The sequence below is a fragment of the Pseudarthrobacter sp. As-47 genome, from assembly GCF_058215595.1.
On the sequence record NZ_CM177088.1, the window covers coordinates 2,674,254 to 2,700,771 of the forward strand.

The 26,518-nt window shown below is 66.0% G+C and carries 19 protein-coding genes, 2 tRNA genes and 1 pseudogene; 12 read left to right on the plus strand and 10 right to left on the minus strand.

Going from position 1 to position 26,518, the window contains the following annotated elements:
* Positions 1-35 precede the first annotated feature (35 nt).
* The 5 genes from serA to ilvD form a co-directional block, all read right to left on the minus strand.
* Positions 36-1,625: a phosphoglycerate dehydrogenase gene (gene serA, locus AC4BCK_RS12385; RefSeq protein WP_174178125.1), complete on the minus strand. Its 1,590-nt coding sequence runs from the start codon at positions 1,623-1,625 to the stop codon at positions 36-38.
* Positions 1,626-1,752: 127 nt separating this feature from the next.
* Complete coding sequence (ilvC, locus tag AC4BCK_RS12390) at positions 1,753-2,778, minus strand: ketol-acid reductoisomerase (protein WP_174178122.1); 1,026 nt, start codon at positions 2,776-2,778, stop codon at positions 1,753-1,755.
* Between the two features lie 90 nt (positions 2,779-2,868).
* Positions 2,869-3,381 (minus strand): acetolactate synthase small subunit, encoded by a 513-nt coding sequence (ilvN, locus tag AC4BCK_RS12395; RefSeq protein WP_009356538.1) that lies wholly within the window; start codon positions 3,379-3,381, stop codon positions 2,869-2,871.
* 2 nt (positions 3,382-3,383) lie between these two features.
* Positions 3,384-5,291 (minus strand): acetolactate synthase large subunit, encoded by a 1,908-nt coding sequence (locus tag AC4BCK_RS12400; protein ID WP_174178120.1) that lies wholly within the window; start codon positions 5,289-5,291, stop codon positions 3,384-3,386.
* 367 nt (positions 5,292-5,658) lie between these two features.
* A complete protein-coding gene (ilvD, locus tag AC4BCK_RS12405; RefSeq protein WP_310113765.1) occupies positions 5,659-7,377 on the minus strand; it encodes a dihydroxy-acid dehydratase in 1,719 nt (572 codons plus the stop codon).
* A 266-nt stretch (positions 7,378-7,643) separates the two neighbouring features.
* Between ilvD and AC4BCK_RS12410 the strand changes: the two genes are divergently transcribed.
* Complete coding sequence (locus AC4BCK_RS12410) at positions 7,644-8,828, plus strand: sunset domain-containing protein (protein WP_490565992.1); 1,185 nt, start codon at positions 7,644-7,646, stop codon at positions 8,826-8,828.
* Positions 8,829-9,361: 533 nt separating this feature from the next.
* Here the strand turns inward: AC4BCK_RS12410 and AC4BCK_RS12415 are convergent.
* Positions 9,362-10,909, minus strand: a complete 1,548-nt coding sequence (locus AC4BCK_RS12415; protein WP_490565993.1) for an IS1182 family transposase — start codon at positions 10,907-10,909, stop codon at positions 9,362-9,364.
* 73 nt (positions 10,910-10,982) lie between these two features.
* Here AC4BCK_RS12415 and AC4BCK_RS12420 point away from each other — a divergent pair.
* Both AC4BCK_RS12420 and AC4BCK_RS12425 read left to right on the plus strand, forming a co-directional pair.
* Positions 10,983-11,768: pseudogene (locus tag AC4BCK_RS12420) on the plus strand (PQQ-dependent sugar dehydrogenase); the annotation flags it as partial.
* 114 nt (positions 11,769-11,882) lie between these two features.
* Positions 11,883-11,958: transfer RNA gene (locus tag AC4BCK_RS12425), tRNA-Lys, on the plus strand.
* Between the two features lie 247 nt (positions 11,959-12,205).
* Here AC4BCK_RS12425 and AC4BCK_RS12430 read toward each other — a convergent pair.
* Complete coding sequence (locus tag AC4BCK_RS12430) at positions 12,206-12,667, minus strand: MarR family winged helix-turn-helix transcriptional regulator (protein ID WP_310113858.1); 462 nt, start codon at positions 12,665-12,667, stop codon at positions 12,206-12,208.
* A gap of 96 nt (positions 12,668-12,763) precedes the next feature.
* Between AC4BCK_RS12430 and bcp the strand changes: the two genes are divergently transcribed.
* The 8 genes from bcp to AC4BCK_RS12470 all read left to right on the plus strand — a co-directional run bounded on the left by bcp (position 12,764) and on the right by AC4BCK_RS12470 (position 22,828).
* Positions 12,764-13,237 carry a thioredoxin-dependent thiol peroxidase gene (bcp, locus tag AC4BCK_RS12435; protein WP_400575284.1) on the plus strand — a complete coding sequence of 158 codons (474 nt, stop codon included), beginning with the start codon at positions 12,764-12,766 and terminating at the stop codon, positions 13,235-13,237.
* A 99-nt stretch (positions 13,238-13,336) separates the two neighbouring features.
* Positions 13,337-13,418, plus strand: a tRNA-Leu gene (locus AC4BCK_RS12440).
* 252 nt (positions 13,419-13,670) lie between these two features.
* Positions 13,671-14,345 (plus strand): fasciclin domain-containing protein, encoded by a 675-nt coding sequence (locus tag AC4BCK_RS12445; protein WP_490565994.1) that lies wholly within the window; start codon positions 13,671-13,673, stop codon positions 14,343-14,345.
* A 178-nt stretch (positions 14,346-14,523) separates the two neighbouring features.
* Positions 14,524-16,194, plus strand: a complete 1,671-nt coding sequence (locus AC4BCK_RS12450; protein ID WP_363937698.1) for an ABC transporter substrate-binding protein — start codon at positions 14,524-14,526, stop codon at positions 16,192-16,194.
* 79 nt (positions 16,195-16,273) lie between these two features.
* Positions 16,274-17,776 (plus strand): malate:quinone oxidoreductase, encoded by a 1,503-nt coding sequence (locus tag AC4BCK_RS12455; RefSeq protein ID WP_174178107.1) that lies wholly within the window; start codon positions 16,274-16,276, stop codon positions 17,774-17,776.
* A gap of 69 nt (positions 17,777-17,845) precedes the next feature.
* The gene (locus tag AC4BCK_RS12460) at positions 17,846-21,076 is read left to right on the plus strand and encodes an efflux RND transporter permease subunit (RefSeq protein ID WP_310113758.1); all 3,231 of its coding nucleotides are present in this window, start codon (positions 17,846-17,848) and stop codon (positions 21,074-21,076) included.
* 160 nt (positions 21,077-21,236) lie between these two features.
* Positions 21,237-22,346, plus strand: a complete 1,110-nt coding sequence (locus tag AC4BCK_RS12465; protein ID WP_174178103.1) for an LLM class flavin-dependent oxidoreductase — start codon at positions 21,237-21,239, stop codon at positions 22,344-22,346.
* Complete coding sequence (locus AC4BCK_RS12470) at positions 22,346-22,828, plus strand: MarR family winged helix-turn-helix transcriptional regulator (RefSeq protein ID WP_251423615.1); 483 nt, start codon at positions 22,346-22,348, stop codon at positions 22,826-22,828. The genes AC4BCK_RS12465 and AC4BCK_RS12470 overlap by 1 nt, the downstream gene beginning before the upstream one ends.
* On the opposite strand, the gene AC4BCK_RS12475 is transcribed toward AC4BCK_RS12470, so the two are convergent.
* The gene (locus AC4BCK_RS12475; RefSeq protein WP_174178099.1) at positions 22,825-23,631 is read right to left on the minus strand and encodes a transglutaminase-like domain-containing protein; all 807 of its coding nucleotides are present in this window, start codon (positions 23,629-23,631) and stop codon (positions 22,825-22,827) included. The two genes, AC4BCK_RS12470 and AC4BCK_RS12475, sit on opposite strands and share 4 nt — an antisense overlap.
* Positions 23,632-23,703: 72 nt before the next feature.
* Positions 23,704-24,516, minus strand: coding sequence for a hypothetical protein (locus tag AC4BCK_RS12480; RefSeq protein ID WP_251423621.1), 813 nt, complete (start codon positions 24,514-24,516; stop codon positions 23,704-23,706).
* A gap of 144 nt (positions 24,517-24,660) precedes the next feature.
* Here AC4BCK_RS12480 and AC4BCK_RS12485 point away from each other — a divergent pair, with 144 nt between their 5' ends.
* Positions 24,661-25,323, plus strand: coding sequence for a DUF1684 domain-containing protein (locus tag AC4BCK_RS12485; protein WP_174178095.1), 663 nt, complete (start codon positions 24,661-24,663; stop codon positions 25,321-25,323).
* Between the two features lie 40 nt (positions 25,324-25,363).
* On the opposite strand, the gene AC4BCK_RS12490 is transcribed toward AC4BCK_RS12485, so the two are convergent.
* Entirely contained in the window at positions 25,364-26,518 is a 1,155-nt protein-coding gene (locus AC4BCK_RS12490; protein ID WP_363955634.1) for a cysteine desulfurase family protein, read from the minus strand.

A 26,518-nucleotide genomic window follows, 5' to 3' on the forward strand; every position in this document is an offset into this window, starting at 1 on the left:
GCGGCCGGCGGTGCGGTGTTTCCCCGGGGTGCGGGTTAGTCCTCCAGGTCCACTTCACGCACCATCTCGGCGCCGATGCCGGCCTTGATGGCGTCCAGGACCTGCTGGGGAACAGAGCTGTCGATGGTCAGCAGGGCAAGCACCTGGCCGCCTTCGTCAGAGCGAGCCACCTGCATGCCGGCGATGTTGATGTTGTTCATGCCGAGGATGTGTCCGATGGTTCCGATGACCCCGGGGCGGTCTGTGTAGGCCACCACCACGAGGTGCTCGCTGATCGGGATCTCAACCTCGAAGCCGTTGATGCCCACGAGCTTCTGGATCTGCTTGGGTCCGGTCAGGGTGCCGGCCACGGAGATCTGGGTGCCGTCACTCAGGGCGCCGCGCAGGGTGAGTACGTTGCGGTAGGACTCGGTGTCGGGTGTGGTGATCAGACGGACGTTGATGCCCCGCTGCTCGGCGATGACCGGAGCGTTGACGTAGGAAACCTGCTCGGTCACGACATCCGCGAAGATTCCCTTGAGGGCGGCCAGTTCGAGGACCTTGACGTCGAGGGACGAGATCTCGCCGGCCACTTCGACGTCGAACTGGGTCAGGGAGGCGTGCGTCAGGGCGGTGAAGATCCGGCCCAGTTTCTCGATCAGCGGGATGCCGGGACGGACGTCGGGGGCGATGATGCCGCCGGCCACGTTCACGGCGTCGGGCACCAGTTCACCGGCGAGGGCGAGGCGGACCGACTTGGCCACCGACACGCCGGCCTTTTCCTGCGCTTCGTCGGTGGAGGCGCCGAGGTGCGGCGTGACCACAACGTTGTCCAGCTTGAAGAACGGCAGGTCTGTGCTGGGTTCCTTGGAGAAGACGTCCACGCCGGCGCCGGCGATTTCGCCGTCCTGCAGGGCCGTGAAGAGTGCTTCCTCGTCCACCAGTCCGCCGCGGGCGACGTTGACGACGTAGGCGGTGCTCTTCATCTTCTTGAAGGCGTCAGCACCGAGCATGCCCACCGTTTCCGGCGTCTTGGGCATGTGGATGGTGATGAAGTCCGCCTGCGCCAGGAGCTCGTCCAGGGTCACCAGCTGCACGCCGAGCTGTGCCGCGCGGGCTGAGGTGATGTAGGGATCGTAGGCGAGGATCTTGGTGTCAAAGCCCTTCAGCCGGGCGGCCACAAGCGCGCCGATCCGGCCCAGGCCGATGATGCCGATCTTCTTTTCGAAGAGTTCGATGCCCGTGTACTTGGAGCGCTTCCACTCGCCGTCCTTCAGGGCTGCGCTTGCCTGCGGGATGTGGCGGGCCAGGCTGAGGATGTGGCCAACGGTGAGTTCAGCTGCCGAAACGATGTTCGAGGTGGGCGCGTTGACCACCATGACGCCGGCCTGGGTGGCTGCCTTGATGTCCACGTTGTCCAGGCCTACTCCCGCGCGGGCGATGACCTTGAGGTTCTTCGCAGCGGCGATCGCCTCGGCGTCCACCTGCGTGGCCGAGCGGACCAGGATTGCGTCAACGTCGCCGATGGCGGAGAGCAGCTGGGAACGGTCGGCGCCGTCGGTCTGGCGGATCTCGAAGTCCGGGCCCAAGGCCTCGACGGTAGCGGGGGAAAGTTCTTCGGCGAGCAGTACTACGGGTTTTGACACGGCTGATCCTCTGCGTTGCAGTCCGGGGGATAGAAACAAGTCTAGGCCGACGGAAAGGCCGGGCTCACATTGTTAAGTGTGAACCCGGCCTCACAGTCTGCCTTTATCACGGCACGTTGGGCCAGCCTTAGCGGGCTGCGGATCCTTCGACGTAGTCCACGTCCTGCTGCTGCCAGGCGAAGAGGGAGCGCAGTTCGCGGCCGACGGCCTCGATGGGGTGCTGCTCTGCCTTGGCACGCAGTGCCTTGAACTCCACGCCGCCGTTGTCCTGGTCTTCGATGAAGCGCTTGGCGAAGGCACCGGACTGGATGTCGGCCAGGACGGCCTTCATGTTTTCCTTCACCTCGGGGGTGATGACGCGGGGGCCGGAGACGTAGTCGCCGTACTCGGCGGTGTCGGAAACGCTCCAGCGCTGCTTGGCAATGCCGCCTTCCCACATGAGGTCAACGATGAGCTTGAGCTCGTGGAGGACCTCGAAGTAGGCGATCTGGGGCTGGTAGCCGGCTTCGGTGAGGGTTTCGAAGCCGTACTGGACCAGCTGGGACACGCCGCCGCACAGGACGGCCTGCTCGCCGAAGAGGTCCGTTTCGGTCTCTTCGGTGAAGGTGGTCTTGATGACGCCGGCGCGGGTACCGCCGATGGCCTTGGCGTAGGACTTGGCCAGGTCCCAGGCGGAACCGGTGGCGTCCTGCTCGACGGCGATGATGTCCGGGATGCCGCGGCCGGCTTCGAATTCGCGGCGCACGGTGTGGCCGGGAGCCTTGGGAGCGACGAGGATGACGTCAACACCCTCCGGAGCCTGGATGTAGCCGAAGCGGATGTTGAAACCGTGGGCGAAGGCAAGGGCCTTGCCGGGCTTCAGCTTGTCCTTGATGGAGTCGTTGTAGATCGAGCGCTGGTGCTGGTCCGGCGCCAGGATCATGATGACGTCGGCCCATTCGGCGGCGTCGGCAACGTTCTTGACGGTGAAGCCGGCGTCCTCGGCCTTGGCGATCGACGTCGAGCCCTCCTTGAGGGCGATGGCAACCTCGACGCCGGAGTCGCGCAGGTTGAGCGCGTGGGCGTGGCCCTGGGAGCCGTAGCCAACAATGGCTACCTTGCGGCCCTGGATGATCGACAGGTCGGCGTCGTCGTCGTAAAACATTTCAGTCACTTGCGTAACTCCTCTTGAGTGGGTTGTAGATAGGTGTCTTGTGGTGCGGTTGCGGGCGTTGCCTGCTGCCGGGCCGTGCCCGGCAGCTTCCTAGGCGGAACGCAACGCCCTGTCACTCATGGAGCGGGATCCCCGTCCAACGGCCAGGGTGCCGGACTGCACGATTTCGCGGATGCCGAAGGGCTCCAGCACTGAGAGCAGCGCTGCAAGCTTCTCCGGAGTACCGGTTGCCTCAATCACCAACGAGTCTGTGGACACGTCGACGACGGCGGCACGGAACAGGTCTGCAGCCTGGGTCACCTGCAGACGTGTCGCGGCATCCGCACGTACCTTGACCAGGATGTGGTCTCGCTGTACGGAAGATTCAGAAGTCAGCTCAACGATCTTGATGACGTTGATCAGTTTGTTGAGCTGCTTGGTGACCTGCTCGATCAGGTCGCCGTCGGCATCGACGACGACGGTCATCCGGGAGATCCCCGGAACCTCGGTGGGGCCAACAGCCAGTGAGTTGATGTTGAAGGCACGGCGGGCAAAGAGGCTCGCGACGCGGGTCAGGACGCCGGGCTTGTCTTCCACCAGGACGGAGAGTGTGTGGCGGCTCATGGTCAGTCCTCTTCTTCCCATTCCGGGGTCATGTTGCGGGCAACCTGGATCTGGTCGTTGCTCACGCCGGCGGGCACCATCGGCCACACCATGGAGTTCGGGCTCACCACGAAGTCGATGACCACGGGCCGGTCGTTGATTTCGAGTGCCTTCTGGATGGTGGCATCGATGTCCTCGTCGCGTTCACAGCGGAACGCGGCGCAGCCGTAGGCCTCCCCCAGCTTGACGAAGTCCGGGATGCGGACGGTGTCGTGGCCGGTGTTGAGGTCGGTGTTGGAGTACCGGCCCTCGTAGAAGAGGGTCTGCCATTGCCGGACCATGCCCAGGGAGGAGTTGTTGATCACCGCCACCTTGATGGGGATCTTGTTGATGGCGCAGGTGGCCAGTTCCTGGTTGGTCATCTGGAAGCAGCCGTCGCCGTCGATGGCCCAGACCACGCGGTCCGGCTCGCCGACCTTGGCGCCCATGGCGGCCGGAACCGCATAGCCCATGGTCCCGGCGCCGCCTGAGTTCAGCCAGGCGTGCGGACGCTCGTACTTGATGAACTGCGCTGCCCACATCTGGTGCTGGCCCACGCCGGCAACGTAGACGCCTTCGGGCCCGGTCAGGGCGCCGATGCGCTCGATGACCCGTTGCGGTGCGCTGAGCCCGTCATCGGGTTCGGTCCAGCCCAGCGGGTAGGTCTCCTTGAGGTTGTTCAGGAAGGCCCACCAGGTGGTGAGGTCCGGCGTTCCGGATGCCTCGAACTGGGTGCGAACAGCGTCGGTGAGTTCAGGGATGATCTCCTTGACGGACCCGACGATGGGCACGTCCGCGGTGCGGTTCTTGGAGATCTCGGCGGGGTCGATGTCCGCGTGGATAACCTTCGCCAGGGGCGCAAAGGTCTTAAGGACACCGGTGACGCGGTCGTCAAAACGGGCGCCCAAGGTGATCAGCAGGTCGGACTGCTGCAAGGCAGTCACGGCGGAGACGGTGCCGTGCATACCGGGCATTCCCATGTGCTGGGGATGTGAGTCCGGGAAGGCGCCCTTGGCCATCAGTGTGGTGACAACCGGGGCTCCGGTGGCCTCGGCGAGTGCCAGCAGTTCCGCCGCGGCGTGCGCCTTGATGACGCCGCCGCCAACGTACAGCACAGGCTTGCTGGCCGCTGCGATCAGCTTGGCGGCCTCGCGCACCTGCTTGTTGTGCCCGCGGGTGACGGGGCGGTAGCCGGGCAGGTCGATCTTCGGCGGCCAGGAGAAGGTCATCTGGCCAACCTGGGCGTCCTTGGCCACGTCCACGAGGACGGGACCGGGGCGGCCGGTGGACGCCAGGTGGAACGCCTCAGCCATGACATGCGGGATGTCGTTGGGGTCCGTCACCAGGAAGGAGTGTTTGGTGATGGGCATGGTGATGCCCACGATGTCGGCTTCCTGGAACGCATCGGTTCCGATCACGCCGCTGGACACCTGGCCGGTGATGGCCACCAGCGGCACGGAGTCCATGTGGGCATCCATGATGGCGGTGACGAGGTTGGTGGCGCCCGGGCCCGAGGTGGCGATACACACGCCAACCCGTCCGGTCACCATGGCGTAGCCTTGCGCGGCGTGGCCGGCTCCCTGTTCGTGACGGACCAGCACGTGATTCATGCTGGAGGCCATCAAGGGGTCATAGGTGGGCAGGATCGCGCCACCGGGCAAACCGAAAATATCGTCGACGCCGAGTTCTTCGAGCGAGCGGACAATAGCTTGCGAGCCGGTCATCACCGTTGGGGGTACAACGTTGTTCGGCCCAAGGACAGGAGAGGCGGCAGCAAGGTCGGCGGCGACGACGGCCTGGTCGGCCGTCCGGTCGGCGCGTTCCGGAGCCTTGGTGGCTCCAGCGGACTTAGTAGCCATCAGCGAGGGGCTGATCGGCGATCCTTTGCTCATCGGACTCTTCCTTGTGGATCATCTGTGGTTCGTGGAAACTGCAGGAAATAAAAAAACCCCTCAGCCTGGCGGCTCTTCGAGGGGTTGCGCGTGACGGTTCGTTACCCGGGGCTAATGTGCCACGCGCTTGGTAAGGACGACGACGATGCCGGTAACGAAAGTCATGCGTTCAGTTTTCCCTCTGGGCAAGATGCGTGTCAACGAGCTGACCCGCGATCTCACCATGTGGACCCCATTGTCCACTTATTGATCCCCAACGGAGGGATCACACCTTCAGCCAGTCACCCTGGCCCGGAAGGGCTTAATAAGGGTGAGGCCGAGGGGCCCCGTGCATGAGGCGCTCAGCGCCTCATGCACGGGGAAGGCATCAGCCGCAGTATGCGCCCGTACTGGCGCTGTGCACCAGCTTGGCGTACTTGGCCAGGACGCCCTTGGTGTAGCGTGCCGGCAAGGGCTCCCAGCCCACCTTGCGGGCTTCGAGCTCTGCCTCGTCCACCAGCAGGTCGAAGCTGCGGGCGGCGATGTCCACGCGGATCCTGTCGCCGTCCTTCACGAAGGCGATGGGGCCGCCGTCGACCGCTTCCGGGGCGACGTGGCCGATGCACAGGCCGGTGGTGCCGCCGGAGAACCTGCCGTCGGTGAGGAGCAGGACGTCCTTGCCCAGCCCGGCACCCTTGATGGCGCCGGTGATGGCCAGCATTTCGCGCATGCCGGGGCCGCCCTTGGGGCCTTCGTAGCGGATCACGACGACGTCGCCGGCCTTGATACGGCCGTTGTCCAGTGCGTCCAGGGCGCCCTGTTCGCGCTCGAACACCCGCGCGGTTCCTTCGAAGACGTCGGCGTCGAAGCCTGCGCTCTTCACGACGGCGCCTTCGGGGGCCATGGTGCCGTGCAGGATGGTGATGCCGCCGGTCTTGTGGATGGGGTTGTCCAGCGCTCGGAGGATTTTGCCGTCCACGTCCGGCGGGTTGATGGCCGCGAGGTTTTCGGCCACGGTCTTGCCGGTAACGGTGAGGCAGTCGCCGTGCAGCAGCCCGGCGTCGAGCAGTGCCTTCATGATGACGGGCACGCCGCCGATCTTGTCCACGTCGGTCATGACGTAGCGGCCGAAGGGCTTGAGGTCGCCCAGGTGCGGGATCTTGTCGCCGATGCGGTTGAAGTCGTCAAGGGTCAGCTCAACTTCGGCCTCGCGGGCGATGGCCAGCAGGTGCAGCACGGCGTTCGTGGAACCACCGAACGCCATGGTGACGGCGATGGCGTTCTCGAAGGCCTTCTTGGTCATGATGTCGCGGGCGGTGATGCCTTCGCGCAGCAGGTTGACGACCGCTTCGCCGGACTTGCGGGCGAACTCGTCACGGCGGCGGTCCGCCGAGGGCGGGGCGGCGGAGCCGGGCAGGGACATGCCGAGTGCCTCGCCGATGCAGGCCATGGTGTTGGCCGTGTACATGCCGCCGCAGGCTCCTTCGCCCGGGCAGATGGCCTTTTCGATGCGCGTCAGGTCTTCCATGCTCATCTTGCCGGCGGCGCACGCGCCCACGGCTTCGAAGGCATCAATGAGGGTGACTTCCTTCTCGGAACCGTCCTCGAGCTTGACCCAGCCGGGCATGATGGAGCCGGCATAGAGGAACACGCTGGACAGGTCCAGGCGGGCTGCTGCCATGAGCATTCCGGGAAGGGACTTGTCGCAGCCGGCCAGCAGCACGGATCCGTCGATACGTTCAGCCTGCATCACGGTTTCCACGGAGTCGGCGATGACTTCGCGGGAAACCAGGGAGAAGTGCATGCCTTCGTGGCCCATGGAGATGCCGTCGGACACGGAGATGGTGCCAAACTGCATGGGGAAACCGCCGCCCGCGTGCACGCCTTCCTTGGCGCCCTGCGCGAGCCGGTTCAGGGAGAGGTTGCAGGGAGTGATCTCGTTCCACGAGCTCGCAACGCCGACCTGGGGTTTTGCGAAGTCGTCGTCCCCCATGCCGACGGCCCGGAACATGCCACGTGCGGGAGCCGCGTGGATTCCGTCGGTTACAACCCGGCTCCGGGGTTTGATGTCAGGCTTGTTCTCGGTTGCGATGTGGGTGTCACTCATAGGGGAAAGTCTATGGCTCCGCCGAACGGCGCAACGACAGATCCGGGACGTTTGGGGGCAAAAAACAGAAAATTTCAGTCAAATGGTGGACACCCATCTCAGATAATGAGATGACCCGGGAATGCCCTCCCCCGCTTGTGGTGCGGCTCACGGTGACTGGCCGCCTGCCCGGCACCTGCCGGCCTCCCCGTCAATCTGGACAGTTCTGACCGCCGGACGTAGCGTCGGGGAAAGTACACCTTGCCATCCGGACTGAAGGGCTTGCCATGGATTTTGTTTTCTGGATCATTCTGCTTGTTGTCATCGTGGGCGTCGTGTGGTGGCTGCTCAAACGCAACAGGTCGTCGACGGCGCCGGGGCCCTCCGCCCCGGAGCGGACCCGCGCGGACGGGGCGCTTTCCGGCGGCAGTGCCGCGGCATCCGCTGAAGCTGCCGGAACCACCGGGATCGCCGGCGCGGCAGGCTTTGGCCGCCCCGCCGAGCCCGCGGCACCCACCACCGCCGATGATCACGCAGGAGCGGCGTCACCTGCCCGCGGGGCAGAGGCCGCCCAGCCCGCCGGCACGAAGGAGCGGGAAGGTTCTACTGCCAACGCCGCTGCAGCAGCCGGCATGACAGGGGTGCCAGGCACCACGGCCCCGTCAGCGTCCAGCCAGGATGTCCGCCGCCAGGACGACGACGAGTGGGAGACACAGTGGTCGGAGGCTTCGGGCTCCTCCGCCGTTTCCCCCGCCGCAGGATCCAGGGGCAGTGCCTCTACGGAGGGCGTTCCCACCCATGCGGCCCAGGTGGATCCGGCCGGTGAAAGCGGCGTCCCCGCCGCAACGGGGCACCAGGCGGAACCGGCGGCAGCGACGGACGCGGAACGCCATCACTCCCCGGTCCACCACCCTGAGTACACCGAGCCCCACGCTCCTACGCTGCCGGGCGCGGAAACGGCCGCCGTGGAGGACATGGACGACGCCGGGGCCGAACCGCAGCTTCAGGCCCCTGCAGGTGCCTCCGCGCCACAGCCTGCCAGCGGGGTCAGCGGTTCACCGCAGGGTGGCGCGGGCCTACCGCCCGGGCACGGCGGGGAGGACCGCGCAGCGGCGGCCGCCGAAGCCGCCGTAATCCCTGAAACTGCCGCCTCCGCTGAAACCGCGGACCGCACCCAGTCTTCCGCGCTGGTGGAAACCGCAGCGGACCGCGACCAGCAGCCCCAGTCCGTTCCGACGTCCGAACCGGCGGGGCACCTGGCAGCGGACGAGCCCTATGGCGCCGGCTCGGCGGCGGCCGGAACTGACGGCGGCGGCCCGGACGGGTACACCGTGAAGGGCGACGCCGGAGCCATGGTCTACTACGAGGAGGGACACCCCGACTATGAGCAGGCCCGTGCCGACGTCTGGTTCGAAACGGAGGCACATGCCGAGGCAGCAGGCTTCCGGGCTCCACGGCGGCGGCGCCTTTAGCAACGGACCAGCCCGCTCGGGCCAGCCTCCTCCCTCTCTCCGAAAGCGCCTGCCTGCTGTGGCTGCAGCCTGCCTCGTTGTGCTCCTGGCGGGCTGCACGGGCGGTGGCGGCAACGGGCCCACCGGGAGTACTACCCTCCCCGAGACAAATGAAGTGCGGGTGCCGGACGTTGCCGAACGCCTTGAGCTTGGCCTGAAGATTCCCTGGTCCGCCGTGTTCCTGCCGGACGGAACGGCCATCATCTCCGAGCGGGACACTGCCCTCCTCAAGGCAGTGCCGGCCGGTGGAAGGGGGCGGGAAGCCGTAAGCCTTGGTGAAGTTCCAGGGGTGGCCGCCGCCGGCGAGGAGACTGCTGAACTAAGTGCTTTATGGGGCTGGTCCGGGGCGTTCACGTGTCGGGGCCAGCCCTTCCTTTTGTGGTCTCGGGTTCTGTGATTGAAGCATCGGGTCCTGTTTCTGGGCTTTTGAGGGTTGTTCGCCGGGTGGCGGGTCCGGTTTTCGCTGGCGGGAGGCCCTGGGGTGGTGCCCGCGTTCAAGCGATGGCCCAGGATCCTTTTTCGCTGGTAAGTCCGAGCGCGAGGAGGCGTCGCAGGTTCAGCCCGGCAATCCTCAGTTGCAGCCAGGCATTGTTCTGGTTTGTGCCGCGGTGCCGAACGCGGCGGTTGCCGCGGGTGAGCCAGGCGATGGACCGTTCGACCATGGGCCGGTGGGTGCGGTAGTCGTGCTGGAAGTCCGGGTCCGTGGCGCGTTTCCGGTGTTCGCGCTGCAGGGCGTCGTGCTCGTGCAGTTCGAGTTTGCGCCCGCGTGGGGAGCCGGTGCACCGGGCCCGGAGCGGGCAGCTGCTGCAGGCGGCGCCGAAGGTGACCCGCCGCTTAGCGGTGATCCTGCGCGTAAGCCCGTTCGGGCAGGTCGCGGTGCCTGCTGCTTCATCGACGGTGAAGTCATCGAGGGTGAACCCGCCTTCGACGGCCGGGCGCAGCGGCCAGGGTTTGATCACCGGGGTATGGCCGGTGCGGGCGAGAGCGGCGAGCATTTCCCCGGAACCGTAGGCCGAGTCTGCCAGGACGTCCACGCTGGTCCCGGCGATCGTGGGCTCCATGCCGATCAGCCGGGCGCCGACGGCCCCGTCGCTGTTCTCCGGTCCGGAGGCCTTGGTCAGCTCCGCGGCGGTGATCAGCCCGGTATCGGGCTCGATGACAATGTGGGCTTTGAATCCGTCCTGCTGCCGGGACCTGGTCTTATGCGCGTGCCGGGTGTCCGGGTCCACGGTGGAGATCATCCGGTCCGGTGCGACCTTCCGGGCGATCCGCCACCGCCCGTCGGTCCCGTCCGAGTCCACGTCCTGCCCGGCGATCAGTGCAAGCAGCGCGTACGCATCGGCCCCCCTGCCCTCCAAGGTCTCGGGATCGACCGCGGCCAGCAGGGCGAGGGCGTCGGTGACCAGCGCCGAGACCAGCCCGTCCCTGGCATCCTGGTCGTCCCAGGCGATGTCCGGCTTACCGGTGCGCGTGTAGTCATACCCCTTCGCGTGGGTGGCCAGCAGGTCCTGGCCGCCGGGGATGTCACGGCCGAAGCGGCGCACCGCTGCGATCAGCTGCGTGATCGTGTCCTGCCTCGCGACCGCGTCATCCAACACTGTTGAATCAACCGCCCGCCGGCGCTTGCCCGCCAGGACTCCGGTTTCCGCAACGACCTCGGCGATGGCCTTCATGATCCGGTGCGGGTTCTTCGATGCCGCCAGCCGCCGGCGCCAGTACGTCAGCGTGCTCGGATGGAATGCCGTATCGGTCAGTCCGTACCCGCACGCGGCTTTCCAGCGCAGATCGTACGTCAACGCCTCGGCTGTTTCCCGGTCAGAGAGGCCCTGCAACGCCTGCAGCACCAGCACCGAACCGATCACCGAAGCGGGAACTGACGGCCGGCCCCGCCGCGACGGGAACAGGTCCTCCATCATCGAATCCGGAAACAACCGCCCCCGATGCTTGGCCAGAAAAGCGAAGACACTGCCCGGAGCCAACAACTCTCCGGCCAGCGCCTCCACATCCAAATACCCGGTTTGCGCGTCCTCGCGTCCCTGCATAAGACCAGTCTTAACCACCAGCCTCACCAGTCCAGCCGACGCGCCTAAACCAGCGGATATTTCAGCAGTCTCCGAGGGCGGCCTGTTGGGACTTGCACTGTCCCCCGGCTTTGCCTCCGACCGCTACCTGTACATGTACTTCACCGCACAGGAGGACAACAGGATTGCCAGGACAAGGGTGCAGGAGACCGCCGGCGGTGCACTGTCCCTGGACCGCCCGGAGATCATCTTCACCGGCATCCCGAAAGCCACCACCCACAACGGCGGCAGGATCCGCTTCGGCCCGGATGGCTTCCTGTACGTCGGTACGGGCGACTCGCAGCGGAGGGACCAGCCGCAGGACCCCGGGGCCCTGGGCGGCAAGATCCTGCGGCTGACGGCCGACGGCGGTCCGGCGCCGGGCAATCCCTTTGGCAACGCCGTCTACAGCCTGGGCCACCGCAACGTCCAGGGCCTCGCATGGGACAGCGCAGGACGGCTGTGGGCCAGTGAATTCGGCCCCGATGTCAATGACGAGCTGAACCTGATTGTGGCCGGCGGAAATTACGGCTGGCCGGAGGTGACCGGAGCGCCCCGCCGCCCCGGGTTCCAGGACGCAAAAGTCGTGTGGCCGTCAACCAGCGAATCGTCCCCGAGCGGCCTGGAGATCGTGGGATCCACCGCCTATCTCGGGGCACTGCGGGGCCAGCGGCTGTGGACAGTGCCACTTGCGGGCGGGGAAGCCGGGACGCCTGTGGGCCATTTCACACGCCAGTACGGCAGGATCCGCGACGTCGTGCGGACTCCGAAGGGCGGATTCTGGCTCCTGACTAACAACGAAAACCCTGATTTCGTGCTGGTTTTGCCGCCGATTTCCTGATGCGGAGGCAGTCCAGGGCTTCGATTTCACATGGGCAAAAAGTTCGTGTAGAGTTTCATGTCGTTGCGGAGGTCAACGGGGAAAGAAAAGCCCGATGATCAAGGCAAAGAAGATGCACCTCTAGCTCAATTGGCAGAGCAATTGACTCTTAATCAATGGGTTCCGGGTTCAAGTCCCGGGGGGTGCACCACTGGGAATACAGCCTCCGGCTCGCGGAAACGCGAACCGGGGGCTGTTTTGTTGTGTGCCGCATTCCAGGGCGGGCCTGCCGCCGTTCATCCCGGTAATTCGCCCCACGCCGCTGACCCTTAACTTTCACGCAGCTGTTTCAACAGGGACCGTCCGTCCCCTTCCACCCGCAGGCCTGACGGGCAACAAAAAAGGCGTGGCCGCAGCTGTGAAGCCTGTGGCCACGCCCCGGTGCTGAAGCGCCGGTTCTAGCGTGTTGACGGCGAGTTCTCCACCAATGCATTGTCGCCGGGAGAATTGGCGAATTGGCTAGCGAGTTCCCGCACCACTGCCTGGAGCTCCTGCCGCAGCAGGTCCGGGTCGATCGAGGCTGACGCCAGCACGGACCGTTCCATTTCCACCGCTGCAGCCACCGCTTCCTTGCCCTGCTCGGTAAGCGACACGACGTGGCTCCTGCGGTCCGAGGTGCTGCGGACCCGGACAATGTGTCCGTGGGCCTCCAAACGGCTGAGCGTCTTACCCATGGTCTGCGCCTGGACGCGAACGTATTGCGCGAGCTGGGCCTGCGTCATGGGGCCCTGGGCATCCAGGACCTCAATGGCGATAACCCCGGCGTGGGTAAGGCCGATGGCGCCGAGTTTTTCGTTCCAGGAGTGTTCGACGAGGCGCGCAGCAGTGGACAAGAGGCGCCCCGTGGGCCAGTGATCCATATCAGGCATAGCAGCCAGTATAGCCAAGTAGGGATTAGCGCTGGTTCCCGGCGCTTACTAGGCTGGTGTGTCCCGCCTGCAACTAGGAGAAAAACATTGGCTGAAAGACTCGTTACCGGCGACGACGCGCCCGGATTCACACTGAAGGATTCATCAGGCACCGACGTCAGTTTGTCCCCCCGCCAGGGCCGACACACCATTGTGTACTTCTATCCTGCGGCCGCCACGCCGGGCTGCACCAAGGAGGCGTGCGATTTTCGCGACAGCATGGCCTCCCTCCAGTCGGCGGGCTACGACATCCTGGGCATCTCCCCCGACCCCGTGGAAAAGCTCGCGAAATTCGCAGCCAAAGAAGGCCTGGGCTTCCCTTTGCTCTCCGATGCGGACCATGCGGTTGCCGAGGCATATGGCGCCTGGGGCGAAAAGAAAAACTACGGCAAGACCTATGAGGGGCTCATCCGTTCCACCATCGTGGTGGACCCCGACGGGAAGGTTGCGCTGGCCCAGTACAACGTCAGGGCCACAGGCCACGTAGCCAAACTTCGGCGGGACCTGAACCTGGACACCTGACAAAGATCCGCCAAGCCGGGGCCCTGCCGCGGCGACGCTACAATGGACATTGGCATCCGCCGTCGGGCCCCTGTGGGGGCCGCAACGGCCGGAAGCCCTGCGCGAGTGGTGAAATTGGCAGACACGCAGGATTTAGGTTCCTGTGCCTTCGGGCGTGGGGGTTCAAGTCCCCCCTTGCGCACTGTATGGTCCCCCGGCTGCGGCCGGGGGACCTTTGCATTTAACACCCTTTCGCCCCGCCCTTTCCGCACGGTCCTGAAGGGGAATCCGGGCTCCGCCGAAAAACTCCAGGGAATTTACCCATCCGCATCCTGCCGACGGCCGAATAGACAGTGAGACACCAGCCAAGGGCAGGTGCCCACCAGCAAGTTTCGAAAGACGCCGCAGGCACCACGCCCGTGGCGGGTAGATGCCACAACCAAGGAGAACCGACATGCAGACCATCAAGCGCACAACCTTCACCGTCGCAGGCGTTGCAGCAGCGGCCCTGCTCAGCCTGACTGCCTGCGGCGGGTCCGCAACCACCACCGCCTCCTCCGCCCCGGCAGCCGAGCCGTCCGCGTCCAGCATGGCCCCCTCGCCGTCGGCCAGCACCTCTGCCGCGGCCATGGACCCGGCCGCCAACTTGGTGGGCCCCGGCTGTGCTGCCTACGCCGAGCAGGTTCCCTCCGGTGCAGGCTCGGTTGAGGGCATGGCCCTTGACCCCGTTGCCGTCGCGGCATCCAACAACCCGATCCTCACCACCCTCACCTCGGCAGTGTCCGGGAAGCTGAACCCCAAGGTGGACCTCGTGGACACCCTGAACGGTGGAGAGTTCACGGTCTTCGCCCCGGTGGATGACGCTTTCGCCAAGATCGATGCCGCCACCATCGAAACGCTCAAGACGGACGACGCGCTCCTGAACAAGATCCTCACCTACCACGTGGTTCCGGGCCAGATCACCCCTGACATGATCGCCGGCACCCACGCCACCGTCCAGGGCGGCAGCGTGACCGTTACGGGCAGCGGCGACGAGCTCAAGGTTGACGACGCCAACGTGATCTGCGGCGGCGTGCAGACCAAGAACGCCACCGTCTACCTGATCGACTCGGTACTGATGCCCAAGTAGTCACCAGGCAGGCCAGTTCCTTCCGGTGAAGCCGGGGGCCGTCCGAAAGGACGGCTCCCGGCTTTTCGGCTCCCGCGGGAACCGTCCGGCCGGTTCCGGGTTACTCCAAGGAGCGTCTATTAGACTGGGCTCCGGCCCGCACGCGGCGGAGCCGGCAAAATCCCGAGGTGATAATCGAGTGCCCAGCAGTACATCGCGGCGGACGGTCATCAAGACCGGCGCTGTTTTCCTCGCCTTGGGCATGACCTCGTGCACCGCCGTCCCGGCCCCCTCTCCGTCCTCCGGCTCCCCCAGCACCACGGCTGCTCCCGAGCCCTCCGCCACCTTCAATTTCGGAACCGCAGCCCAGCCGCTGGGCCTGGATCCGGCACTTTCCAGTGACGTCGAGTCCCAGCGCATCACCCGGCAGATCCTCGAGGGACTGGTGGGCGTGGACCAGGTCACCGGGAAACCCACACCACTGCTCGCCACGGAATGGACCGAGTCCAACGAAGGCCGCTCCTACACCTTCAAGCTCCGGACCGACGTCGTGTTCCAGGACGGAACCCCGTTCAATGCCGACGCCGTGTGCACCAACTTCAACCGCTGGTTCGCCTTTTCCCCGGATATCAGGCGGCAGGCGCCCGGCAGCTCCTTCAAGGGAGTCTTCAAGGCCCATTCGGATGAGCCCGAGCTCTCCATCTTCAAAAGCTGCACGGCCGAATCACCGGACACGGTCCGGATAGACCTCACCCAGCGCTTCACCGCCTTCCTGCAGGCCCTCACGCTGCCTGCCTTCGCCATCGCCTCGCCGGCAGCCCTCGCCGCGGGCACGGCTGACGTCCTGGACCAGAACCGCGGCGGGCAGCCCGTGTCAGGCTTCGGCACCAATCCGGTGGGAACCGGACCGTTCAGGCTCGCCTCGTGGGACGAAGGCAGTGTCACCCTGGCCACCAATACCTCCTACTGGGGGGAGCGCGGCCAGATTGCCACGATCAACTTCGTGGCCTACGACCATCCGCAGGCGCGGCTCCAGGCCCTGCTGGACGGCAAGATCGACGGCTACGACGCCGTAACGGTGGGCAACTTCGACCAGCTGGTCAAGCGCGGAAAGCAGATCGTCCAGCGTGACCCGTTCTCCGTGATGTACGTGGGCATCAACCAGGACATCCCCGTACTCAAGAACCTGAAGGTCCGCCAGGCCATCGAAATGGCGATCGACAAGGAAACGCTGATCCGCCGGTTCTTCATTGACAACACCGCCAAGGCCACGCAGTTCGTCCCGCCCAAAATCAGCGGCTTCAACAACGACGCCCCGGCGCTGGGCCACGATCCTGCCAAGGCCAAGGAATACCTCGAAGAGGGAGGCTACGCCGGGGAGGAGCTGAAGTTCTACTATCCCCTGAACGTCACCCGCCCCTACCTGCCCACACCCGAGAAGGTGTATGCCGAGATCAGCCGCCAGCTCACCGCCGTCGGACTTAACATCCGTCCCGTGCCGGTGGACTGGGCGGACGGCTACCTGCAGAAGGTGCAGTCTCCCGGCGACCATGCGCTCCATCTGCTGGGCTGGAACGGCTCCTACTCCGACGCCGACAACTTCGTGGGCCCCCTCTTCGGCGAAAAGAACGGCGAGTTCGGCTACCACGATCCTCAGGTCTTTTCGAAGATCAACCGGGCGCGCGGGCTTCCGGAAGGCGAGGAACGGGATGAGCAATATCACACCATCAACGCCCAGATCGCCGCGACCGTACCGGCCGTCCCCGTCGCCTTCCCCATCTCCGCGCTGGCCCTGTCCGACCGCGTGCTGAGCTATCCCGCCTCCCCGGTCTTAAATGAAGTTTTCACGAAGGTGCAACTAAAGCCTTGACGGAGCGGTCCAATTTCAGTATGTCCGCTGCCCGGGGATATTCTGTGACAGCCAGAGCCGCTGCAATCGGAGACTGATCGTGACCTTCATTTCCAAGACCCCACATGCCGACGTCGTCCTGATTGGCGGCGGCATCATGAGCGCCACGCTGGGGGCATTCCTCAAGCAGCTTGAGCCGGACTGGACCATCTCCCTGTTCGAGCGGCTGGACCAGCCGGGGCTGGAAAGCTCGGACCCGTGGAACAACGCCGGAACCGGCCACGCCGCCCTCTGCGAGCTGAACTACTCCCCTGCCGCCAAAGACGGCTCAGTGGACCCCTCCAAGGCGCTGCTCATCAACGAGCAGTTCCAGCTTTCCCGCCAGTTCTGGTCCCACCTGGTGGACCAGAAGCTGATCGGATCCCCCAAAGGCTTCATCAACACCGTGCCGCACATGAGCTTCGTCATCGGCGAGGACCACACGCGGTTCCTGCGCACGCGGTACGAGGCACTCAAGCCCCACACGCTGTTCCGGAGCATGGAATATTCCGAGGACCACGCCCAGATCGCCAAGTGGGCTCCCCTGATCGTGAAGGGGCGCGACCCGAAGCAGCGCGTTGCCGCCACCCGCGCAGCCGAGGGCACCGACGTCGATTTCGGGGCACTGACCCGGGAGCTGACCACCTACCTCGGGAACAACGGCGTCGAAATCAACTACGGCCATGACGTCACGGGAATCTCCAGGGCGTCCGACGGCGGCTGGAACCTTTCGCTGAAGTACCCCAAGTCCGGCGAGCACAGCAAGATCCACGCCAAGTTCGTGTTCGTCGGCGCTGGCGGCGGCGCCCTGCACCTGCTGCAGGCCTCCGGCATCCCGGAAAGCAAAGGCTACGGCGGGTTCCCGGTCTCCGGGCAGTTCTTCCGCTGCACCGACGAAACCATTGCCGCGCAGCACAGCGCCAAGGTCTACGGCCAGGCATCGGTGGGCGCGCCCCCCATGTCCGTGCCGCACCTCGACACCCGCTACGTGGGCGGCAAGCGGTCGCTGCTGTTCGGCCCCTACGCCGGATTCTCCACCAACTTCCTGAAGAACGGCTCGTACCTGGACCTTCCGCTGTCCATCAGGCCCAGCAACATCATTCCCATGCTGGCCGTGGCCAAGGACAACATGGACCTCACCGCCTACCTGGTGAAGGAAGTGGCCAAGAAGCACGCCGACAAGGTGGAGGCCCTGCGCGAGTACTACCCGGAGGCCAAGGACGGCGACTGGGAACTGATCACCGCCGGCCAGCGTGTACAGATCATCAAGAAAGATCCGCAGAAGGGCGGCGTGCTGCAGTTCGGCACTGAAGTAATCGCCGGCCGGGACGGTTCGATCGGCGCGCTCCTGGGCGCATCGCCCGGAGCGTCCACTGCGGTACCTATCATGATCGAGCTGCTGAAGAGGACCTTCCCCCGGAACTTCAAGGGCTGGCAGTCCAAACTCAAGGACATGATGCCCGGCTACGGGGTCAAGTTGGACGAGAACCCGGACCTGGCTGTCGAGCTGGAAAAGGCGACGGCCGCATCACTTCAGCTGGAGAGCGTTTCCGCCAGCCGCTGACCCTGCCGGGGCCGGCGGCCGGCGCCTTCGGGTCCGTATCAGTCCCTCAACCCCACAGGAGATCATGCGATGTTCCGGCTGGCACAACTTTCACTTGCGAACCGGGCCCTGATCGCACTGATCACAGTCTTCGCCTCCGTCTTCGGCGTGATCACCATGTCATCGCTGAAGCAGGAACTCATCCCCTCGATCGAGTTCCCGCAGATCACGGTGCTGACCGCCATGCCCGGCGCCTCCCCGGAGGTGGTCGACAAGCAGGTGAGCGGACCGCTGGAGACGGCGCTGAACGGCGTGGAGGGGCTGGAATCCACCTCCTCCACGTCCCGCAACGGCGTCTCGCAGATCACCATGGTGTTCACGTACGGCTCCAACCTGGACCGTGCGAGGAACCAGATCGACCGTGCCATCTCAAACGCCAAGCGGTCACTGCCCGAGGATGTCCAGCCGCAGGCAATCGCAGGCAGCATCAGCGATTTTCCCATCGTCTTCCTGGCCGTGTCCTCGGACAAGACGCTCAGCGAGCTGAACGCCGACCTCCAGCGGCTGAGCGTGCCCCGGCTGCAGAAGATCGACGGCGTCCGCGGGGCCGATGTGACCGGCGGCGCCTCCCAGCACATCGAGATCCTTCCGCGCGGTGACGCCATGGCCGCCGCGGGTGCGAGCATCACGTCCATCCGGGACGCGCTGGAGAACAACGGTGCGCTGATCCCCGCCGGCACACTCGAAGAGCAGGGAAAGACGCTCTCCCTCCAGATCGGCAGCCCCGTGGATTCCCTGGCGGCCATCGAGGCGCTGCCGCTGGGCGGCGCCAAAGACGGGGCCACCATCGGCAGCGTGGCGGACGTGTCGCTGCAGGATGACGAACGGACATCCATCACACGCACCAACGGAGAGGAAACCCTCGCCGTCTCCGTGACCAAGAAGCCTGAAGGCGACACGGTGGGCATCTCGCACGCGGTGCGTGACACCCTGGACGAGCTTGAGGCGGAACTGGGTTCGAATGCCAGGTTCACACCGGTGTTCGACCAGGCACCCTTCATTGAGAAGTCCATCAAAGACCTCACCACCGAGGGCCTGCTGGGCCTGGGCTTCGCCGTTGCGGTCATCCTGGTGTTCCTGATGTCCACCCGGTCCACGCTGGTCACGGCAGTCTCCATTCCGCTCTCGCTCCTGATCACCTTCATCGGCCTGTCCGCCACCGGATACTCCCTGAACATCCTGACGCTGGGTGCGCTCACCATCGCCATCGGCCGCGTGGTGGATGACTCCATCGTTGTGATCGAGAACATCAAGCGGCACCTGAGCTACGGCGAAGACAAAGTCACTGCCATCCTGACTGCCATCAGGGAGGTGGCCGGGGCCATCACCGCCTCCACCCTCACCACTGTGGCGGTGTTCCTCCCCATCGCATTTGTTGGCGAGCTCGCGGGAGAGCTGTTCAGGCCGTTCGCCCTCACTGTCACCATGGCGCTGCTGGCCTCGCTCCTGGTCTCGCTGACCATCGTCCCGGTGCTGGCCTACTGGTTCCTGAAGAACACCGGTGCCGCAGGCGGGGGGCCAGCAGCTCCCGCAGCCGCCCGGCGGACCGCGGACGAGGCCCGTGCCAGGGCATTGGAAGCGGAACAGCGCAGCAGGCTCCAGCGCGGCTACCTGCCAATCCTCACCAAGACCCAGAAGCATCCGGTGATCACGCTGGTGGCCGCCGCCCTGGTCCTCGGTGCCACCGCCGCCATGACGCCGCTGCTGGCCACCAACCTCCTGGGCAATTCCGGGCAGAACAGCCTCACGGTCCGCCAGGTCCTGCCGGCCGGCACCACCCTTGCCGACACCAGCGCGGCAGCCGTCCGGCTGGAGGAAGTGCTTCGCGGCATCGACGGCGTCAAGGACATCCAGGTGACGTCGGGCAACGCCCAGGCAGGCTTCGCCGCGCTTACCTCCACCGGCTCGTCCAACTCCACGTTCACCGTGGTGACGGATGAAAAGGCGGACCAGGAACAGCTGCAGGAGACGGTGCGCAGCGAACTGTCAAAGGTGCCCGATTCCGGCAAGATCTCGGTCGGAACGCAGCAGGGCGGTTTCGGCACCTCGTCCACCGTGGACATCACCCTCAAGGCGGCCACCACTGCCGACCTCCAGGAAGCCAGCGACACCATGGTCGCGGCGATGACCGGCGTGCCCGGCACCAGCGAGGTGGCCACCAACCTTGCGGCCAGCCAGCCCGTGGTCCAGGTCAGGGTGGACCGGGCCAAGACGGTAGCCGCCGGGCTCAACGAGGAACAGGTGGCCGGGGTCCTGGCGTCCACCATCAGCCCCATCCCGGCCGGAGAAGTCCGGATTGACACCAACGACTTTCCCGTCCGGATCGGCCAGGGCACCAGGTTCACCAGCATCGACGCCGTCCGCAACATTCCGCTTCCGGCAGCGGGCGGGCCGGTGCCGCTGGGAAGCATCGCTGCAGTGGAACAGGTGGAGGTGCCGGTGTCCATCACCGCCAGCAACGGCCAGCGCACGGCACGGGTGTCAGTGACGCCGTCGGGCTCCAACCTGGGCGCGGTCAACGCGGAAGTCCAGAAGCGGCTGGCGGACGTCCAGCTGCCGCCAGGGGTCACCGCCGAAATCGGCGGTGCCACCACCCAGCAGCAGGAGTCCTTCCAGCAGCTCGGGCTGGCCCTCCTGGCGGCCATCGCCATCGTGTACGTGATCATGGTGGCCACCTTCAAGTCGCTGGTCCAGCCGCTGATCCTGCTGGTATCTGTCCCGTTTGCAGCCACCGGCGCCGTAGCACTGCTCCTAGTGACAGGCGTGCCCCTGGGACTGCCCTCGCTGATCGGCATGCTCATGCTGGTGGGGATCGTGGTCACCAACGCCATCGTGCTGATCGACCTCATCAACCAGTACCGGCAGCCCCGCGACGGCCGGCCGGGCATGAACGTGGCGGATGCGATCACGCATGGGGCACGGCAGCGCCTGCGTCCCATCCTGATGACCGCGCTCGCCACCGTGTTCGCGCTGACGCCCATGGCCATGGGCCTTACCGGCGGCGGTGGCTTCATCTCGCAGCCGCTGGCGGTTGTCGTCATCGGCGGGCTGATCTCCTCGACCGCCCTGACCCTGGTGCTGGTGCCCGTCCTGTACAGGCTGGTGGAGGGCCGGCGTGAAAAGAAGGCGCTGCTCCGGGACCTTCAGGCACGCCACGAATTCGGGCCCGGGCCGGACGTTGACGAGGAGTTCAGGGACTGGACCACGGGCATGGTTCCCAAAACCAGCGGCCGCCGCGCCGCCCCCGGCGGCCCCGCCTAGGGGCACGTCCGGAACCCCGTCCCGGAGCAGCTTTCGCCCGCACGGGCTTCACGGAATATTTCCCCAAGGGATGCGTTGTACCTTGCGGTAGATGCAAATGCATCTAAATTGGACTACACTGGGACCAAGCCCGGAGAGTCCAGGAAGGGAAAGGCACATCATGCAGATCGGTGTTTTCAGCGTCAGCGACATCACCACGGACCCCACCACGGGGCACACCCCAACCGAGAACGAACGCATCAAAGCGTCGGTGGCCATTGCCAAAAAAGTCGAGGAAATCGGGATGGACGTCTACGCCCTCGGCGAGCACCACAACCGCCCCTTCTTCTCCTCCTCCCCCACCACAACCCTGGCGTACATCGCAGCCCAGACGGAACGCATCACGCTGTCCACGGCCACCACGCTGATCACCACCAACGATCCGGTGAAGATCGCGGAAGACTTCGCGATGCTCCAGCACCTGGCCGACGGCCGTGTTGACCTGGTCCTGGGCCGCGGCAACACCGCGCCGGTGTACCCGTGGTTCGGCAAGAACATCCAGGACGGCGTGGAGCTGGCCATCGAGAACTACAGCCTGCTGCGGAAGCTGTGGGACGAGGACACCGTCAACTGGTCCGGCAAGTTCCGGACGCCGCTGCAGAACTTCACGTCCACGCCCCGCCCGCTGGACGGCGTCGCACCCTTTGTGTGGCACGGCTCCATCCGCACCCCGCAGATCGCCGAAGTGGCGGCCTACTTCGGCGACGGCTTCTTTGCCAACAACATCTTCTGGCCCAAGGAGCACTACCAGCAGCTGATCGGCCTGTACCGCGAACGCTATGAGCACTACGGCCACGGCAAGGCAGACCAGGCCATCGTTGGCCTCGGCGGACAGTTCTTCATGAGGAAGAACTCGCAGGACGCCGTCAAGGAATTCCGCCCGTACTTCGACAACGCGCCTGTCTACGGCCATGGCCCCTCGCTCGAGGACTTCACCTCGCAGACACCGCTGACGGTGGGCAGCCCGCAGGAAGTCATTGAAAAGACCCTGACGTTCCGGGAGTACTTCGGCGACTACCAGCGCCAGCTGTTCCTGATCGACCACGCGGGCCTGCCGCTGAAAACCGTACTCGAACAGCTGGACCTGTTCGGCGAGGAGGTCCTCCCCGTCCTGCGGAAGGAGTACGCGGCCCGCAAGCCGGCCCACGTTCCCGAGCCGCCCACGCACGCCGGCCGGGTGGCCGCGCTTCTGGCCGCCCAGGACGCGGAAAAGTCCGCCGCGGACGCGTGATGGCGGGCAAGAGCGCGGAGTCGCCGGTGCGGCTCGCCGCAGAAACCTGGGAGTCGCTGTTCCGGGCCCAGGTTGCGGTGATGCGGAAGCTGCAGTCCGGCCCGGCCTTCCGGAAGCTGGCAGTCAATGAGTACGACGTCCTGTTCACCCTCTCCCGCTGCCCGTCAGGCTGGCTGCGGCTCAATGAACTCAACGACAACGTCCTGTTGAGCCAGTCCAGCCTCAGCCGGCTGGTGGAGCGGCTTGAGAAGCGCGGGCTCATCGCGCGGATGCCCGCGCCGGAGGACGGCCGCGGTGTCCTGCTGAAGCTGACGGACGAGGGACGGGAACTCCAGAAGGAGATTGGCCGTGAGCATGTGCGCGACATCTCCGAACTCATGGGCCCGGCGCTGACACCGGCGGAACAGAAGGAACTCATGCGGCTCACCACCAAGCTGCGGAGTTCCCTGGGCCCGCGGCCGCCCCGGCAGGACCCGCGCTAGCCCAGGGCCACGAGCCTGGCGGGGTCCTCCACCGGCAGGCTGCCGTTGACCACCGCAGTGACCTGCATCTGGCTCAGGCTCAGGCTTCCGCCCACCGTGGACAGGAATGCGGTGTCGGCCGAGTCCCGGCCGGCCGTGATCCGCAGCATCGATTCCCGCGGGGCGAGGCCCGTGGGATCGATGACGTGCCACCCGCCTTCCACGTAGGCTTCAGCGACGGCGTGGAAATCCATGGGGCTCAGGCCGGGCGCGTAGACGGCGGCCAGGCGCGCCGGAATGTCCTTGGACCTCAGCAGGGCAATGGCCAGGTGGGCGAAGTCGCGGCAGACGCCGCGGCGGCTCAGGAGGGTTTCCACGGCGCCGTCGGTGCCGCGGGAGGAGCCGCTGATGTACCGCAGCTCGCCGTTCACCCAGTTCCGCACGGCGTGCAGCAGCTCCCCGCCGGAGGCTCCGTCGAATTCCGCATACGCGGTGGGCAGGAGGCGGTCCGACTCCGCGTACCGGCTGGGCCGGACGTAGCGGATGCGGTCAGCAAGTTCTGCCTCCTCAGGCTGCGCCTTTCCGGCGACCGTAGCGGAGTAGTCCACGACCACCTCGGACGGTTCCGCGAACTCCATGTAGTGGAGCCGGCCGCCGTGGTGGTCCGGCACCTCGCTCACGGGGACCTGCGCGCCGCCAACCGTAATGGACAGGTTTTCCTCGAAGGACGAATAGCCGGGGTTCCTGGCGGCGGCGATGGCCATGGCCACTTTGGTGTTGGGTGTGGTCTTGAAGACCAGGCGTGCGGAAACAGTGCGTTCCATGACTCTCCGGGGGTGTCGGCAGGAAAGAAGCCGCCGTTTGTCCCGGCCGGGGATGCGGGCAGGGAACGGGGGCTAGTTCTTGATCTCCAGAGACATTAGCATCCGCTGGACGTTGGCGAAGTCAGCACTCTCGCTGGCGTACTTTGCGGCCTGCTCAAGGGTGTCGAATGCTTTGGCGGGCGCCACTTTTTCATCGGGCGCAAAGGCCCTGACGGACACCAGGTCACCGAAGGAGTAGTCACCTTTCCCCGCCGGCCCACGGACTATATTGCGCAGTTCGCAGGCCTGCCCGTCGGGGCCGCCAATCAGGTTGGTGATGCCGTAGGAGCCGAAGAACCGGTACCCCTGGATTGCCCGGAACACCACCCTGGGCGGAATGGTCCCCTCGCCGCCTGCGGCGGACAGCTCAACAGGCACGCTGCTGATCACGGTGTAGGGACGCCGCGCGTCCTCCGGACAGTCGGCGGACGACGGCGGGAGTCCCGTCCGGAGCGCCGCCATGAAGGTGCCGTCCGGCTTTTTCACCTCGATCTTAATGGCACCGGGCAGGGTTCCTTCCTCAGGGGGCACCGCTTGCGCTATCCAGGTTTCCGGCAGTTCGAAGACCACGGTTTTTGCCGGATCGGAGAAAGTCTTCCACGCAGATGCGGTGGCGGCAGGCTGGGCTGTTGCCGAGCCGGACGCGGCGGGCGTGGCGCCTGCGGATGCCGCAGCAGTTGCAGACCCTTCCGGCGAAGCGGTGGCGGTGGGAGCAGCCCCGGAATCACCGGCCTCCGCTGTCCACGCAGGCCCGCTCTTGGGCGGGGTGGAGCAACCGGCAAGGAGTGCTCCGGCGAGGAGCACTGCGGTCCCGGGCAGGACCCCCGCTGATGCGATGCGTCTCATGCAGCCAGCCTAGCTGGACGAAGCAGCGGCGCGGCCTGACCCGGAGCGGCGTTTCCCGGCTCATAAGGACGGCCGGAACCGGGCAGCAGCGGTGCGTGTCGCCGCCGGAGGGGCATCACCGGCGCCGGGGACTAGGCTGGTGCTATGGCGGACATCCAGCACGGCGCAGCCGAAGATCACTTGGCGGAGATCTCCGCCGTCGACATTGCCGACTGGCGGCTGCGGACCTTTGCCTTGTACGACAATGTCCGCAAATTGTCCGTGGAAAGCCCGGCGGAAGCACATTCCTACTGGCGCCACCAGCGCGACCTTCTCTTTGCCACGCACCCCGCCTCCGCGCTGTCCGCAGCGGACAAGGCGCGGTTCTCCGGCCTCAAGACGGCTGACTACGATCCCATCTACCGATTCCACGTTCCGCTGACCAAAGAGGGTGCTGGACGGGAAATGAGCGTGGAAACCGGCACGGACGGGGTGGTGAACTTCGTGCGGCTTGGCACGTTCGACCTCCCCGAGATGGGGCAGCTCGCCGTGTGGAAGCTGCGGGGATACGGCGGCGGCATCTTCGTGCCCTTCCGGGACGCGACCGCCGGCCAGCCCGGGGGAAGCTACGGCGCCGGCCGGTACCTGCTGGACACCATCAAGGGCGCGTTCCACGGGGTCAGCGGGACGGGTCCGGGCGCCGCTTTCGTCCTGGACTTTAACTTCGCCTACAACCCCTCCTGTGCCTACAACGAGGCGTGGGCGTGCCCCCTGCCGGGACCGTCCAACCGGCTGGCCGTGGAAATCCCGGTCGGCGAGCTGTACTGACCGCTGCGGGCAGCAGGACGCCGATCCTTGCGGAGGATCGTTAGCCGCCAAGCGCCCGCACGCTCTCCACTGCGTGGCGGACTGCCCCCGCTGCGGTGTTGAGGTCCTCCTCGGTGACCGCGGCATCGAAGCTGAACCGGACGGCTGTCTGGGCCACCTCAGCCTCGTAGCCCAGCGCCGTGAGGACGGGCGACGGCGCATCGGACCCGGCTGCGCACGCTGATCCGCTGGAGCACACCACGCCCTCCCGCTCCAGTTCCAGGAGTACGGATTCGCCGCTGGTTCCCGGGAAGCAGAACGATGCCACGGACGGAAGCCGGCGGGTGGGATGCCCGGTGAGGACCGCGCCCGGCACTCCGGTGAGCACTGCGTTGATGAAGGCATCCCGCAGGGCCGCCACACGTCGTCGTTGTTCCTCCTGGCGGGCCTGGGCAAGCGTCAGCGCCGTGGCCAGGCCAACGGCACCTGCCACGTTTTCCGTCCCGGACCGGCGGCCCCGTTCCTGGCCGCCGCCGTGGATGAGCGGCTCGATCCTGGTGCGGCCACGGACAAAGAGCACGCCACAACCCTTGGGCGCCCCCAGCTTGTGGCCCGAGATGCTCATGGCGTCGATGCCCAGCGTTCCGGTGTCCAGGGGCAGCCATCCTGCCGCCTGGACCGCGTCCGTGTGGAAGGGGACCCCAGCGTGCCGGGCCTCCGAGGCCAGCTCGGCCACCGGCTGTATGGTCCCCACCTCATTGTTGGCGTACATGATGCTGACCAGTGCGGTTTCCGGACGCAGGATTGCCCGGAGGGCTTCCGGCACCACCAGCCCCGTGCCGTCCACGGGTACAACGTCCACCGCGAATCCGTGGAAGCGTTCCAGGTACCGTGCGGATTCCTCCACGGCCGGATGTTCGACGGCGCTGATCACCACCCGGTTGAGCTGCGGACGGGCAGCCTGCCGCGCCAGGGCAATGCCCTTGACAGCCAGGTTGTCCGCCTCTGTCCCGCCGGACGTGAAGGTCACCTCTCCCGGCCGGCAGCCCAGGACAGCGGCCACTGAGTCCCGTGCACTGGCGAGGGCCGTGGCAGCTGTGTCACCGAGGGTGTGGTGGCTGGAGGGGTTCCCGAAGTCGCCGGTCAGGTATGGCCACATGGCTTCCAGCACCTCGCGGCGGACCGGGGTGGTGGCGGCTGCATCAAGGAAAATCAT

Excerpts from the sequence above, each read along its gene's own strand:
- ilvN (WP_009356538.1), bottom strand. The coding sequence starts at position 3,381 with ATGAGCCGCCACACACTCTCCGTCCTGGTGGAAGACAAGCCCGGCGTC.
- AC4BCK_RS12400 (WP_174178120.1), bottom strand. The coding sequence starts at position 5,291 with ATGAGCAAAGGATCGCCGATCAGCCCCTCGCTGATGGCTACTAAGTCC.
- ilvD (WP_310113765.1), bottom strand. The coding sequence starts at position 7,377 with ATGAGTGACACCCACATCGCAACCGAGAACAAGCCTGACATCAAACCC.
- AC4BCK_RS12410 (WP_490565992.1), top strand. The coding sequence starts at position 7,644 with ATGGATTTTGTTTTCTGGATCATTCTGCTTGTTGTCATCGTGGGCGTC.
- AC4BCK_RS12415 (WP_490565993.1), bottom strand. The coding sequence starts at position 10,909 with ATGCAGGGACGCGAGGACGCGCAAACCGGGTATTTGGATGTGGAGGCG.
- AC4BCK_RS12430 (WP_310113858.1), bottom strand. The coding sequence starts at position 12,667 with ATGGATCACTGGCCCACGGGGCGCCTCTTGTCCACTGCTGCGCGCCTC.
- AC4BCK_RS12445 (WP_490565994.1), top strand. The coding sequence starts at position 13,671 with ATGCAGACCATCAAGCGCACAACCTTCACCGTCGCAGGCGTTGCAGCA.
- AC4BCK_RS12460 (WP_310113758.1), top strand. The coding sequence starts at position 17,846 with ATGTTCCGGCTGGCACAACTTTCACTTGCGAACCGGGCCCTGATCGCA.
- AC4BCK_RS12465 (WP_174178103.1), top strand. The coding sequence starts at position 21,237 with ATGCAGATCGGTGTTTTCAGCGTCAGCGACATCACCACGGACCCCACC.
- AC4BCK_RS12470 (WP_251423615.1), top strand. The coding sequence starts at position 22,346 with ATGGCGGGCAAGAGCGCGGAGTCGCCGGTGCGGCTCGCCGCAGAAACC.
- AC4BCK_RS12475 (WP_174178099.1), bottom strand. The coding sequence starts at position 23,631 with ATGGAACGCACTGTTTCCGCACGCCTGGTCTTCAAGACCACACCCAAC.
- AC4BCK_RS12480 (WP_251423621.1), bottom strand. The coding sequence starts at position 24,516 with ATGAGACGCATCGCATCAGCGGGGGTCCTGCCCGGGACCGCAGTGCTC.
- AC4BCK_RS12485 (WP_174178095.1), top strand. The coding sequence starts at position 24,661 with ATGGCGGACATCCAGCACGGCGCAGCCGAAGATCACTTGGCGGAGATC.
- AC4BCK_RS12490 (WP_363955634.1), bottom strand. The coding sequence starts at position 26,518 with ATGATTTTCCTTGATGCAGCCGCCACCACCCCGGTCCGCCGCGAGGTG.